The following is a 13,373-nucleotide window of genomic DNA, read 5'->3' as shown; positions in this document are numbered from 1 at the left end:
TGGCCGGCGACCAGGGAGGCGTCGTTACCACCCTCGAGCTTCATGGTACGAATTTCCGGGCCCTTGGTGTCGAGCAGGATGGCAGCTTTGCGGCCGGTGTCAGCCATCACGTTGCGCAAAGTAGCAATACGTGCGGCATGTTCGTCATGACTGCCATGGGAGAAATTAAGGCGCATGACGTTCATGCCGGCATCCAGCATCTTTTCCAACATCTCGTGGGATTCAGTCTTCGGACCGATAGTGCAAACAATCTTGGTTTTTTTCATGAATGGGTTCTTGTGGTCAATTCCCTCACCCACAGGCAAGGGTTACAGCTAACGATAAGGGGCAAAAGCTGCCAATGCAGGCAAGCCCTCCCCATGAAAATCAAACAGGGCCTGATTTTCCCAAGAGTTACCCTGTGGGCCATTGATCCCGAGAAAACGCAAACCGGCCGTAGTGGCCCACGTGTCTCCGGGAACCCGCAGCCAGGCTGGCTCCCAATAGACAAAGCCGAGCCCTTGCGGCACGGCACCGATCACCCGGCGCAAGTCATCAAGAAATGCCAGTTGTCCGGCTGGCGTAGCGGGATACCCCCCTTTTTCCTCTTCCGCGGCGCCAAAGCCATTGACGACCCCATCAGCGTTATCGCGGGTAAACCCATAGGCGGTTTCCACCACCAGCAAAGGCCGATGAAAGTGCTCGGCGAGTGCCAACATGTTCTCTTTGAGCTGACCCAGCGTGCCGTGCCAGTAGGGATAAAACGAGAGCGCCAACACATCGAACGGCACATCCCGCGCCTGCATGGCAGCAAACCAGCGCAAACACTGTGCCTTGTCACCACCTTCGGCCAGATGCAACACAATGCGGGACATCGGCACGCCATCACTCCCGCTACGCAGCCCGTCGATGGCAGAGCGCAGCAAGTTGGCCAGTTGATCGAACTCCGCTTCACTGTGCTGGCGCAGGCGTCCAATCGGCCAGAGCAAACCATTGTTAAGCTCATTGCCAACTTGCACCATAGCGGGCATTAGATCGGCCTTACGCAAGCTCTGCATGACCGACTCCGTGTAGTCGTGCATATGGCGGGCTAACTGCTCGGGAGAGTCTTGCTGCCAGGCTCGTGGCGTAAACTGTTTCCCTGGATCGGCCCAAAAATCGCTGTAGTGCAGATCGAGCAACCAAGGTAGACCCAGTGCTTTGGCCCGTTTGGCCAGCGCCATCACCTGCGCCAGATCGGTCGTGCCGCCACCAAAGGGTTCACCCTGTTTCGAGTAAGGGTCAACCCACAGGCGCAACCGAACCAGGTTGAGCCCCTCACTCTTGAGCAGTTGCATCAGCTCATACTCATGACCATTTTTGCGATAGTGCACTCCGCGCGCTTCCAGCTCGGCCAGTGACGAGATATCGGCACCGCGTATGGCGAGCGGCGTAGCCGCCTCTGCGCTGATGCCTGCCCCAGCGCCCAACGCGCCGAGCATGGCCAGTATGGGACCATGGCGACGACACCAACGCATATCGGCTCCTTAAGGCTGGTTCGGTTCGTGCAACTCGAGCCAGCTATTGAGCTCACGGCGCAAGTTATCCGAACGCTTGCCAAAAATGGCCTGCACTTCATCACCAATAATGATGACGCCGATTGCACCGAGTTTTTGCAATGCATCGCTGTTAACCGGTGCCAGTGAATGCACCTTGACTCGCAAACGGGTCAGACAGGCATCAAACCCGGCAATGTTCTCCTTGCCACCGAAGGCAGCGATAAGGCCGGTGATAGACGACTCATCGAGGGCAGATGGGGTGTCACTCGCCACCTTCTGCTCTTTCTGACCCAGCGCCATAGCGAACAGCTTTTTGAAATCCTGCATGCGAACCATGAGGGATCTCCTTGTCGTGATTGATAATGGGGCCGGAGCACGCCGGCCCGTGAACCATCAGAGAGTGCGACGCAGAATGCGGCAACCAAAGGCTGGCAACGTCAAACTGCCGGCGGGCAACTGTCCGGTGACCATGTCCTCGTAGCCTGCCGGCAACAGCACGGCACACTCCTGACCGAGAAAGTTCTGCACAAAAATGAACTCGTGTTTGCCATCACTGCGACGCTGCGCGGTCACCCCATAGGGCAGCTCGCATGGCAGTGCACGCGGTAAACCGAGGCTGTTAATCAGATAACCAAACAAGTCGCGCTGGAATGGCAAGTCGTTACGTGATGCCACGTAGTAAGCACGCCCCTTGCCAAAGTCATTGACCGTCACGGCCGGTTGACCGGCATAGAAATCCTGCCCGTAGCTTGCCAGCGCTTTGGCTCCTTCCAGATTGATCAGTTCACACAGATGGGTGACATCATACGGACCACTGAGACCAACTTCGTTGCCAACCAGACCGCTAACACTGTTGTGCTCATGATCGTAGAGACCATCGATCTCTTCAGCCCAGATCCCCAGCACCTTGCGCAGCGGCCCCGGGAAACCACCGAGATGGCAAAGATCGCTCTCGTTAACCACGCCGCTCCAGTAGGTCGCGACAAACTGCCCACCCTGGCTGACGAAGGCTTCCACCTTCTCGCCAAAGCCGTCACGCACCATGTAGAGCATTGGCGCGATCACTAACTCGTAACCACTGAGATCACAATCGGCATTGATCACATCCACCGCCACCCCAGCCTCCCAGAAGGGGCGATAGTGCTCGGTCACCGTCTTTTCGTAGAATAACCCGGCATTACGCGGCCCTTGGGCGTTGTCCATGGCCCAGCGGCTCTCCCAGTCGAAGATGATGGCCACTTTGGCCTCAACCCGGCTGCCAACCACCTCAGGCAACGCAGCCAACATTTCACCAAGCGCCTGCACTTCACGGCCGACACGGGTATTGATATGACCGACATGGTCCACAACAGCACCGTGGAACTTCTCTACCGAACCACGGCTCTTACGCCATTGGAAGTACTGCACTGAGTCCGAGCCATGCGCCACCGCTTGCAGCGAGGAGAGAATATGCATCCCCGGCTTTTTCAGCTTGCTGATGGGCTGCCAGTTGGTCAGACTCGGCGTTGACTCCATCAGGAAGAACGGCTTGCCACCCTTAAGGGTACGCATCAGGTCGTGATACATGGCGGTGTAGGCCGCCAAGGTGCAGTCATCTTCGTTGTTGTGCCACAGCGGGTAGCTATCCCAGGAGATAAAATCGATCACCTTGGCCAGCTGCCAATAGTCGTAATCGTAGAAATACTCCATGAAATTGGTGGTGGCCGGAATCGCCGGATTTGCGGCCTTGAGGGGCTTGATCTCTTCGGCGCAAAAATCGCAAACCTGTGCAGTATTAAAACGCTTCCAATCCAGATTGAGGCCATGAATAGATCCTTCACCAATCGGCGACGGCGACTCAATTTGCGACCAGTCGGTGTAGATGTGACTCCAGAACGTGGTCCACCACGCTTTGTTCACCGCATCCAGTGTGCCATAGCGTTCTTTGAGCCACTCACGAAAGCGGTTCTGGCACAGGTCGCAATGGCATTCTCCACCGTATTCGTTGGAAATATGCCAGGCAATCACGCCAGGGTGATGAGCATAGCGTTCAGCCAAGGCGGTATTAATTGCACGAACCTTGTTGCGATAGGCCGGTGAGGTCATGCAGTGATTGTGGCGACCACCGTGCAGCGCCTTCACCCGCTCTTTGCTCACCCGCAGCACATCAGGATAACGTTGGGAAAGCCAAGCCGGGCGGGCACCACTGGGCGTAGCCAGAAAGACTGAAATTCCATTTTCATGAAGGCGATCAATCACGGTATCGAGCCAGCCGAACTCAAACTGTCCTTCTTGGGGCTCTAGCGCCGACCAACTGAAAATACCCACTGACATCACGTTGCAGTGGGTCTGTTTCATCATCTCGATATCGCGCTCAAAGATCGCCGGATCGTCCAGCCATTGATCCGGGTTGTAGTCGGCGCCATGCAGCAGCGCCGGCACTCGTTCACTGAGCGGGGGAAACTTGAACATCTCTCTCTCCTGACAGCAGACGGCCGGTGCCAGGCACCGGCCGCAAAGACTTAGCGATTGAACACTTTGATGGACGGCAGCACCTTGCCAGAGCAATCAAACAACGCCTGGTTCTCGCGGGCATTGCCCTCCTTCCAGTCATCGTTGTTGTATTTCATACCGGCCTTGGTAGCCCACGTTGCTCCCGGAGTCGGCAACCATGCGGGCTCCCAATAGAAGATGCCCTTACCGTGACCACCCTGAACACCATCAATGCTTTTGATGAGATCCTTGAGAAAATCAGCCTGCCCCTGCACGGAGGCCGGATAACCACCATCACTGGCCTCTTTGGCAGTGAAGTTGTTTTCCGCGTTATCACAGTTTTCCGTGGTGTAGCCATATGCGGCCTCCACCACGATCACGTCTTTGTTATAACGCTTACTAATGTCATCCATGTTGTACTTGAGTGCGCTGATCGGGCCGTTCCAGTAGGTGTAGAAAGACAGGCCAATCACATCAAACGGCACATCACGCTTGCTGACCTCATCAAACCACCAAACGAAGGTATCGTTCTTGGTTCCCTCGGCCAGATGGAGCATGATCTTGATCTCTTTGCCATGCTCCTTGACCGCACGAATACCCGCCTTGAGCAATCCGGCCAGCCGATCAAACTCACCACCGTTCTGACCCCAGCTCTTGCCCTCCGGCCACAGCATGCCACCGTTGATCTCGTTACCCACCTGCACCATGTCAGGTACGATACCGGCCTGTTGCAGCCCGTCCATCGTCTGCTTGGTATGGTCATAGACAGCCTTGGTCAGCTGCTCGATATTCATGTTGGCCCAGGCCTTAGGCTTGTTTTGGCGACCCGGATCAGTCCAAAAATCACTGTAGTGGAAATCGAGCAGGAACTTCATGCCCAGCGCTTTGGCCCGCTTGGCCAGCGCAATGGTGGTGGCCAGATCGTTGTTACCACCACCATAGGGGTGCCCCTCGGCATCTTTAGGGTCAACCCAGATACGTAACCGGATGTAGTTAAAGCCGTTTTCCTTGAGAATGGCCATGGCATCCATCTGCTTACCGTTAGCATCGAAGTATTTACCCCCATGCTTTTCGACTTCGGCCAGCATTGATACATCGGCACCTTTGATGAAGTCATTGGCGACCTTGACCGGCTGCACCACGGCTGACTCGGCAGCCCAAACCTGAGTGGCTGTGCCAAGAAGTCCGCCTGTCAGCAGGGCGGCCATCACCAGACTAGTTTTGAGTTTCATCATTCACATCCTGTTGCTGCGTTAACCCTTGGTCCCGCCAGCGGTGAGACCGGAGACAAAGTACTTCTGTAAAGAGAGGTACAAAATGGCGACCGGAACGGCGATGAGTACCGCGCCAGCGGCATAGGTGGTGTAACTGGCACCCATCTTCTGGGCCACCAAGTTATAAAGGCCGATAGGCAGAGTGAACTGATCCGGTGTACGCAGGATGGTACTGGCCAGAATGAAATCACCCAGTGGACCGGTAAACGAGAACAGGGCCACCACCGCGATGATCGGCTTGGAGAGTGGCATGATGATCTCGATGAAGATGCGGAAGTTTCCTGCTCCGTCCATCCGCGCCGATTCGTCCAGATCTTTGGGTATGGCGTCGAGGTAGCCCTTCATCAGATAGGTGTTCATCGGGATCATGCCGCCGACATACACCAGCACCAACGCCAGGTGGCTGTTAACCAGTCCGAGCATCTGGGCCAGTACGAAGATGGCGATCAGCGCCGAGAACTGCGGCACCATCTGCAGTAGCAGGAACAACATCAAGCCGTTTTGCCGACCCCGGAAGCGAAAACGTGAGAAGGCGTAGGCGGTAAAACTCACACTGATTAAGGTCAGCACCATGGTCATAAAACTGATTTTCATCGAGTTCCAGTACCAGGCTGCATAATCGATGTGACCGTCGAACAACTCGTTGTAGTGAATGAACGAGAAGTTGTCCGGAATGATCGAGGTATTGAGCAGGCTGCTGCCCGGGTTGAGCGATGCCCCCACCGTCCAGACCAGCGGATAGATGATGATCACTGACACCATGGCCAGAAGCAGGTAGCTCAGGCCCAGACGGATAAAATTACTCTTTTTAACGCTGTGTTTGACACTCATGATCAGCTCCCCTTACGCCATGTCGTCTTGCTTGAACGAATTGGTCGCACGGAACTGCCACAAGGCGATGCCGACCACAAAAATCGAGAGCAGGATGGTGATGCTCGCAGCAATCGCATATTGGGACGACGACATGGTCAACTTGTAGATCCAAGAGACCAGGATATCGGTACCGCCTGCGTTCGACCCCACCACCGCCGGTCCACCGTTGTTGAACAGATAGATGATGTTGAAGTTATTGAAGTTGAAGGTGTATTGCGTGATCAAGATCGGTGCAATGGAGTAGAGCACCAGCGGCAACGTGATGGTGGTGAGCTTGTGCCAAGCTGTCGCGCCGTCAATGGTGGCCGCCTCATAAAGATCATCGGGAATGGCCTGCAGCACCCCGGTGGTCATGGCAAAGACGAAGGGGAAACCCAACCAGGTCTGCATCATGATCAGTGCGGTTTTGGTCCAGAACGGATCCGTCATCCACGCTTTGGGTTCAATGCCAAGAGCGGCCAAAATACCGTTATTGATCACCCCGAAGGTTTCGTTAAACATGCCGGCAAAAACCAAAATGGTAACAAAACCCGGCACCGCCCAAGGCAGGATCAGGATGGTGCGAATCAACGGCTTGAAGCGCAGATCCTTTTGGTTAACCAGAATAGCCAGCAGTACCCCGACAGAACACTGCAATGTGGTGGCAATCAGGGTCCAGATGACGGTCCACTGCAGGACGTCAAACAAGGTCGAACGCCACAGATCCAAACGGAAGATATTGATAAAGTTTTTGAAACCTACCCAATCCACCAGTTTGGCCGGCGGGGTGTGATAAAGGTCATAGTTGGTAAAGGCAATGGAGAAACCGAAGATGATCGGAAATACCACCACGAACACCAGTAGGATGAATCCCGGGGTGATCATCAGGTAAGGAAAACCTTCACTCAGCAGTAACTGATATTGCTTGCGGATGCTGCCAAGTTGCAGACCACGATCACGTTTGTCACCGCACACATAGGCATCACGAATTCCCCAATAATAGAAACCGCAACCAAATGCAGCTATCAGGGCACTGATGATCCCTTTAGCCAATAAAAACACGGAGTTGTCACGCGGCAACTCGGTACCCAGCGTAAACAGGCCCCAAAAGCCCTGGTCCAGAAAATCGTGAAACACGCCAAAAAAGCTGGCCATGACGACGAAGAACACCACAGCCTTGACTCCCTGACGGTTGTAAAGCTGCCCGAGTCCCGGGATCAGCGATAACAGGGCTGCAATCTTGGCGTGATGGGTTCTTGCACTCACCTCGGCGATATCGCTGGTATCGACAACCACAATGTACCTCCTTTCCTTGAAGCGCACGGGTGACCACTGTCACCCGTGCCGTGTCGGGCTAATGCCCGCTTCTTTATTGCTGCGAGTGATTGACTTCAATTTGCATATTGATGTTCTTGACCGCAGCATCGAGTGCAGCCTTCACATCCTGCTTGCCAGTGACACCCAATTGCAGGGCGCTGTTGGCAGGGGACCATACTTCCTGCATCTCCGGTACGCTCGGCATCGGAGTTGCGAACCCGGCTTGGATGGCTACCGCACGGGACTTGTCATCGTTCTTGATAATCGGATCATCGATCAGAGACTTGATCGGCGGGATTTCACCGGTCTTCTGGAAGCGAACCTTGGCGTATTCAGGCTGGTTGATAAATTCGATGAACTTCTGAGCCAGCTCTTTTTGCTTGGAGTAAGTGGACACGCTGTAACCCTTCACACCCAGGAAGGAGCGCATGTGTTCGCCATTGGGCAGGGTCGGCAGCGGTGCAACACCATAGTTCACACCAGCATCTTGATAAGGTTTGAACGACCAGGGTCCGGTGATAACAGCGGCCGCTTTTTTCTCGGTAAACAGCGAATCGATGGCGTTCGCACCGGTGTCGCCTACGATACCTGCCGGGAACAGACCATCAGCATAGAAAGTCTTGAGGAACGAAACACCATCGATGGCACCCTTGTTGGCCAAACCGACATCTTTCACATTAAGTGAGCCGTCACTGTTCTGACCAAACACATAACCACCCATCCCGGCGACGACACCGTAGGCGTAATAGATTTCATCAAACTTGGCGAGCAAGCCATATTTGTTCTTGGCTCGCAGCTCTTTCGAGGCCTTGACCAACTCATCAAAGGTTTCCGGCGCCTTGGGCATCAGATCTTTGTTGTAAACCATGACGATGGTTTCCACGGCCTTAGGCAGACCGTAGAGCTTACCTTGGTATGTTTGGGCATCGACCGCCGGCTTGGTAAAGCCACCGAGGAACTCAGGCGCAACCTTCAGTTCAGAGATAAGACCCTGCACCACTGCAGTGCCGACCTGATCGTGTGGCAGAACCAGCACATCCGGACCAATACCCGCCGGGCCGTCCAGACGCAGCTTCTCGATCTGCTGGGCATAGGGAGTTTCCAGGATCTTGACCTTGACGTTGTATTTGCTTTCAAACGCCTTCACCGCATCCATGATGCCATCGGACTTCTTGATGTCTTCCCATACCAGCAACTCACCATCGGCAGCACGTGCAACTTGTGAGAATGCACCAGCAACACCGAGTGACATCATGACAACAGCAGCCAATTTATTGATCTTCATATGATTTCCTTGTCCCTTTACAGGTTAAAAACCACGATACTCCAGTCACATTGCTTCTGTTTTGCTGTCTTTCGCTCACATAGCTGTGTAAACAGTCATTAAAAACGTCTACCTAGCTGACACCCCTCTGGATATCGAACAATTAACTATTTACAGAAAAACATCACAACTAACTGATAAATAATGCTTTTAAGTTTGCCCATCAGATCCGGCTTTATCTCCTCTATCGTCTATGTCAACAGACCAAGACGACGCCACTACCGCACTTGCTATGGCAAAAAGGGTAACGATTACACCGAATGACGCTACGGTAAGCGGAGCTTGCTATATCTGCCAGCGGCAGATGCAAAGGCTGTGATCTCATGCACAAAAGAAACACCATTTTGTGCAAACGGTTACACCACGCTGGTATATTCCTCTCACAGCAACGGAATCAGGTGGCGTGCTCTGTCGTCGTTACGGGTCAAGCCGGATATTCCAGTCATGTTTCTGATGTACGCCCTCGCCGTGTATTCGGCGCTGACGTTAGAGCTAAAGCATTCATTATTAAGGAGTTAAATCTCATGGCGAGTATCAGGTTGAGCAATGTGGTCAAGCGCTTCGGCAACAATGTGACCCTGCACAATGTGAATCTGGATGTTGAAGATGGTGAATTCACTGTCTTCGTCGGTCCATCCGGTTGCGGTAAGTCAACCCTGCTCAGAATGATTGCCGGTCTGGAAGAGATATCAGAAGGTCATATCGCCATTGGAGAGCAAGTGGTCAATGATGTTGCGCCTGCACACCGTGGTGTCGCCATGGTGTTTCAGTCTTATGCGCTCTATCCCCATATGACCGTGGCGGAAAACATGGGTTATGGCCTCAAAGTTAATGGCGTACCTAAGGCTGACATTGAGCACCAGGTCGGCATGGTTGCCAAGACGCTGCAACTGTCGCACCTGCTAGACCGCAAGCCGAAGCAACTCTCTGGCGGTCAGCGTCAACGCGTGGCAATCGGTCGGGCAATTGTGCGCAACCCCAAAGTGTTCCTGTTTGACGAGCCACTTTCCAACCTGGATGCAGAGTTGCGGGTAGAAATGCGCCTGCATATCGCCAAATTGCACCAGGAACTCAAGACCACCATGATTTACGTTACACACGATCAGGTGGAAGCCATGACTCTCGCAGACAAGATCGTGGTCATGAACTACGGCAAAGTAGAGCAGGTGGGCTCCCCGATGGAGCTCTACTACAAACCAACCAACAAGTTTGTCGCTGGTTTTATCGGATCCCCCAAGATGAACTTCCTGCCCGGGAAAGTGCTTGCTTGGAGTGAAAATGAGCTGACCGTACAAGTCAGTGAGCAGCAGATCCTGACTTTGCCCATCGCCACCTCTCGCGTAGCAGAAGGCAGCGAAGTGACATTGGGCCTGCGTCCGGAGCATGTTGTGCCAAACGGCCAAGGCATTCACCTCACCTTTACCTGTGAAGTGGTTGAACGCCTTGGCAACAGTACCTATCTGTTTGGCCAGTGCTGCGGCGTCGATGGATTTAAACTGTTGCTTGCCGGCGACAGCGCATTTAGTCCCTACCAGAAAATGGACGTCTTTTTCTCACCCGAACATTGTCTTGTTTTTGATGCAGAAGGATTGCGCATTAACCACTGATTTCATCACTAGCCATGCCAGGTTAGCCCCCAGCAGAGCCGGGGGCTTTTTTTTATTCATTTGTTATTAAAAGGAAAATGAGAGCTATCTCTCAGCTCCGGTGAGTTGTCATTTCGTCTTTAACTAGGCAGTGTAAAATGATCACAGCATGGTGAAAACGTTACACAAAAAGTTCCTGACGATCAAAAAACGCGCTGTAGACGTGTTGTGACGCATCAGCAACGAGTCGCCGAAGAGGTCTTCGGTCATCAATCAATCGAGTGTCATCACTCTTAATTCGTGTAATTGATCACAATGACGACATCAAAACGACAATTTTCCATTATTCAGCGCATCGCACTGGGATTTCTTACCATCATCATGTTGCTGATCCTCTCGGTCGGGCTTTCGCTTTATACCGGACAACGATTGGCAGCCCAAGTCAGCGAGCTTACCGGACACACTGCCCCGACGTTAGTACAGAGCCGTGCGGTGACGCGTGACCTTTTCTCTCTCGATAAGAGCCTGCGAGTCGCCTTATTGCAGCCCTCAGTGGAGGATATCGATAAGGCGATAGCCCTGATGCAGCAATGGCAACAAAGCTATCAGCAAGACGCGCTGCGTCTAAAAGAGCAGACCAACCGTGATGCCGATTTACAAGAGAAGGTCTCGACGCTGGACGAGCAACAGAGCCAGTACTGGGTACTGATAAAGCAACTGGCAACTGACTATGCCACTAACCTCTCCCATCAGCAGACACTCAGCCGCGATAACAGACTCGATACCGCTTTTCGAAAATTGCGCGGACAACTGGATATATTGGTTGCCCCACTGGGGGCTCATCCTGCCGTGCTTACAAAAAATCAGCTGTTACAAGAGTTGGAGCTACAAACAAGCAGTGTGACGGACTCGCTCAAACAACGTGATCCCCAACTGATTGCCAGCAAGGCTGAACAACTCACCGCATCAGCGGTGAAACTGGCCGCACTGCGCAAGCAACTCGCTGTGCAATTACGCACGCAGGAAAGTGCCTTTGGTGGCTACATTGACCTTGAACAAAGTGCCGGGACTACCCTCGATAACGTATTTACCTTACTCTCCGGCCCCCAAGCACTCCTGGCAAAACACCTGGAACTTTCTATGCGCAGTGAGCAGTTGCGCAATCAAAGTGAGCAAGCAACTCGCATGGTTGACTCACTGCTCGCAGAGCTCTCTGCCATTGATGACATCGTGGACGCCCAGCTCAGTGCGCGAGTTTCACAAAGCCAGGGCATTTTGTTGCAACTGGAAATCGGGCTCTCGGTTGGGCTACTGGTTTCACTGTGTTTGAGCGCTCTTATTTTACTGCATTTGATTCGCGCCATTCGTAAACCCATGCAACAACTGCTCACAACACTGCTCTCACTAAGTCGTGGTGACATGACACAACGAGCCATGCTGGATCGTCATGACGAACTGGGGCAAGTAGGCAAAGGGATCAATTCTTTGGCACACGAGATGAGCAATATGCTCAGCCAAGTGGTACATGCCGCCCGTTCACTCGGGGAAATGGCCGAGCTCAACCTGAGCGCACAACAAAGCGCCACCCGCCAGCTTGAGCAACAGCGGAGTGAAACTAACAGTGTCTGCGCCGCGATGGAGGAGATGGATTATTCGGCGCGAGAAGTGGCAACCAGTGCTGAAATGGCCGAACAGACGCTGGCACAGGTGGCGAAAGAAGCCACTCAGACCAGCATGATGAGTCAGCACACTGCAGAGCGAATGAGCCGATTAGCTGACGACCTGACCGACTCCCGCCACGCCATTGAGTCAGTGCATCACTTGAGTGTCAATATCGGTGGCATTCTTGAGATCATTGAGCGGGTCACAGAGCAAACTAACCTGCTCGCGCTCAATGCGGCAATAGAAGCCGCCAGAGCCGGCGAGCACGGCCGTGGCTTTGCTGTTGTTGCCGACGAGGTACGCCAGCTAGCCCGTCATACCGCAGAGTCAACAACCAAGATCCAGTCGCACATTGCGGCCCTGCAGCAAGGGGTCACCGGAGCGGTCGAGACCATTGTCCGCTGCCACGGAGTAATGCAGGCATGTAGCCAGGACAGTCAACAAACCCGAATGATGCTTGGCGCTCTTTCAGACAGTCTTCACTCAGTGGCCGAACTGAGCAGTCGAATCGCTACAGCGGCCCTACAGCAGCGCCAAACCAGTACCGAAATAGCCAGAAACATCAGCAATATCAGCTCTATTGCCAATGAAAACCAAAAAGTGCTGGGCAATGTGGCTCATACCGGCGGGCAACTGCAAAAGCTCTCATCACAGCAGCAATCTCTGGTACAGCGCTTTGTTCTGCAAAATACCTGACCAAAACGGGAGATATCCCATGACCATGAGGACCTACTAACATGCTCAAACGTACTCTGCTTGTCGCGGCTATGCTCAGCTGCCTGCAACCTGCATTTGCCGATGATGACTCGGCGCAAACCCGTGCTCTGTTTTTACGTGGCGAGATGAACAACTGGGAAGCGCCCGCTGCCGCCAAAATGACGGTTCAGGCGACCGACCTATTGAGCGTAAAGACGCAACTGCAAGCCAGTCACGGCGCTTACAAGTTCAAGATTGCTGATGAAAAATGGAAAAGTGACACGACCTATGGCCAGTTCGATCCCACCAGCAAAGTCGAGTCAGGCAAGCCCGTGGTGGTCAAAGCCGGTTACCAGTGGGGCGATATGAAATTTACACCAGCTGCTGATGGAAGTTACACATTTACGCTTGATCGTCGTGACCCCGCCAAGGTGATCGTCACCGTCAGTAAAGATTAAATATTGCCGTACAGATAATACCGACAAATAATGCCAACCCGTAAAAATTGGCTGGCATTATGTTTCTTAAATAACAACGCCTGCTTAAGCAGGCGTTGTTATTTAAGAACCGTGGCTCGTCTTATTTCTGACTGCGCTTGACCGCCTCGACAAAGGTGGTCTTGGCCTTGGTCGAGCCAGCCCGCTCAGCTTCATCCACCAGTTTCATCGCCTTG

The 13,373-nt window shown here is 53.4% G+C and carries 11 protein-coding genes; 3 read left to right on the top strand and 8 right to left on the bottom strand.

All coding sequences use genetic code 11. The annotated features are described in order from the left end of the window. The 8 genes from BW958_RS19990 to BW958_RS19955 all read right to left on the bottom strand — a co-directional run. Positions 1-266 (bottom strand): pyruvate kinase (locus BW958_RS19990; protein WP_256702087.1); only part of this gene is annotated, 266 nt, incomplete at its 3' end. 48 nt (positions 267-314) lie between these two features. After that, complete coding sequence (locus tag BW958_RS19985) at positions 315-1,496, bottom strand: glycoside hydrolase family 53 protein (RefSeq protein ID WP_076577665.1); 1,182 nt, start codon at positions 1,494-1,496, stop codon at positions 315-317. Positions 1,497-1,505: 9 nt separating this feature from the next. Beyond that, a complete protein-coding gene (locus tag BW958_RS19980; RefSeq protein WP_076577664.1) occupies positions 1,506-1,853 on the bottom strand; it encodes a glucose PTS transporter subunit EIIB in 348 nt (115 codons plus the stop codon). A 57-nt stretch (positions 1,854-1,910) separates the two neighbouring features. Beyond that, entirely contained in the window at positions 1,911-3,968 is a 2,058-nt protein-coding gene (locus tag BW958_RS19975; protein WP_076577663.1) for a beta-galactosidase, read from the bottom strand. Between the two features lie 50 nt (positions 3,969-4,018). Next, positions 4,019-5,221 carry a glycoside hydrolase family 53 protein gene (locus tag BW958_RS19970; protein ID WP_143233168.1) on the bottom strand — a complete coding sequence of 401 codons (1,203 nt, stop codon included), beginning with the start codon at positions 5,219-5,221 and terminating at the stop codon, positions 4,019-4,021. A 21-nt stretch (positions 5,222-5,242) separates the two neighbouring features. Next, a complete protein-coding gene (locus BW958_RS19965; RefSeq protein WP_076577661.1) occupies positions 5,243-6,094 on the bottom strand; it encodes a sugar ABC transporter permease in 852 nt (283 codons plus the stop codon). Between the two features lie 12 nt (positions 6,095-6,106). After that, entirely contained in the window at positions 6,107-7,411 is a 1,305-nt protein-coding gene (locus tag BW958_RS19960; RefSeq protein WP_143233167.1) for a carbohydrate ABC transporter permease, read from the bottom strand. A 73-nt stretch (positions 7,412-7,484) separates the two neighbouring features. Beyond that, positions 7,485-8,717 (bottom strand): extracellular solute-binding protein, encoded by a 1,233-nt coding sequence (locus BW958_RS19955; protein ID WP_076577660.1) that lies wholly within the window; start codon positions 8,715-8,717, stop codon positions 7,485-7,487. A gap of 563 nt (positions 8,718-9,280) precedes the next feature. Between BW958_RS19955 and BW958_RS19950 the strand changes: the two genes are divergently transcribed. The 3 genes from BW958_RS19950 (at position 9,281) to BW958_RS19940 (ending at position 13,158) form a co-directional block, all read left to right on the top strand. Beyond that, on the top strand, positions 9,281-10,363 hold the full coding sequence (locus tag BW958_RS19950) for an ABC transporter ATP-binding protein (protein WP_076577659.1): 1,083 nt from the start codon (positions 9,281-9,283) through the stop codon (positions 10,361-10,363). A gap of 294 nt (positions 10,364-10,657) precedes the next feature. After that, positions 10,658-12,700 (top strand): methyl-accepting chemotaxis protein, encoded by a 2,043-nt coding sequence (locus BW958_RS19945; RefSeq protein WP_076577658.1) that lies wholly within the window; start codon positions 10,658-10,660, stop codon positions 12,698-12,700. 41 nt (positions 12,701-12,741) lie between these two features. Beyond that, the gene (locus tag BW958_RS19940) at positions 12,742-13,158 is read left to right on the top strand and encodes an early set domain-containing protein (protein ID WP_076577657.1); all 417 of its coding nucleotides are present in this window, start codon (positions 12,742-12,744) and stop codon (positions 13,156-13,158) included. The last annotated feature ends 215 nt before the right edge of the window (positions 13,159-13,373 follow it).

The organism is Aeromonas sp. RU39B (assembly GCF_900156095.1).
Taxonomy (GTDB): Bacteria; Pseudomonadota; Gammaproteobacteria; order Enterobacterales; family Aeromonadaceae; genus Aeromonas.
Note: the sequence above shows the minus strand (reverse complement) of the source record. Positions and strands in the feature narration are given on the sequence as shown.

Excerpts from the sequence above, each read along its gene's own strand:
- BW958_RS19980 (WP_076577664.1), bottom strand. The coding sequence starts at position 1,853 with ATGGTTCGCATGCAGGATTTCAAAAAGCTGTTCGCTATGGCGCTGGGT.
- BW958_RS19985 (WP_076577665.1), bottom strand. The coding sequence starts at position 1,496 with ATGCGTTGGTGTCGTCGCCATGGTCCCATACTGGCCATGCTCGGCGCG.
- BW958_RS19940 (WP_076577657.1), top strand. The coding sequence starts at position 12,742 with ATGCTCAAACGTACTCTGCTTGTCGCGGCTATGCTCAGCTGCCTGCAA.
- BW958_RS19965 (WP_076577661.1), bottom strand. The coding sequence starts at position 6,094 with ATGAGTGTCAAACACAGCGTTAAAAAGAGTAATTTTATCCGTCTGGGC.
- BW958_RS19975 (WP_076577663.1), bottom strand. The coding sequence starts at position 3,968 with ATGTTCAAGTTTCCCCCGCTCAGTGAACGAGTGCCGGCGCTGCTGCAT.
- BW958_RS19955 (WP_076577660.1), bottom strand. The coding sequence starts at position 8,717 with ATGAAGATCAATAAATTGGCTGCTGTTGTCATGATGTCACTCGGTGTT.
- BW958_RS19970 (WP_143233168.1), bottom strand. The coding sequence starts at position 5,221 with ATGAAACTCAAAACTAGTCTGGTGATGGCCGCCCTGCTGACAGGCGGA.
- BW958_RS19950 (WP_076577659.1), top strand. The coding sequence starts at position 9,281 with ATGGCGAGTATCAGGTTGAGCAATGTGGTCAAGCGCTTCGGCAACAAT.
- BW958_RS19945 (WP_076577658.1), top strand. The coding sequence starts at position 10,658 with ATGACGACATCAAAACGACAATTTTCCATTATTCAGCGCATCGCACTG.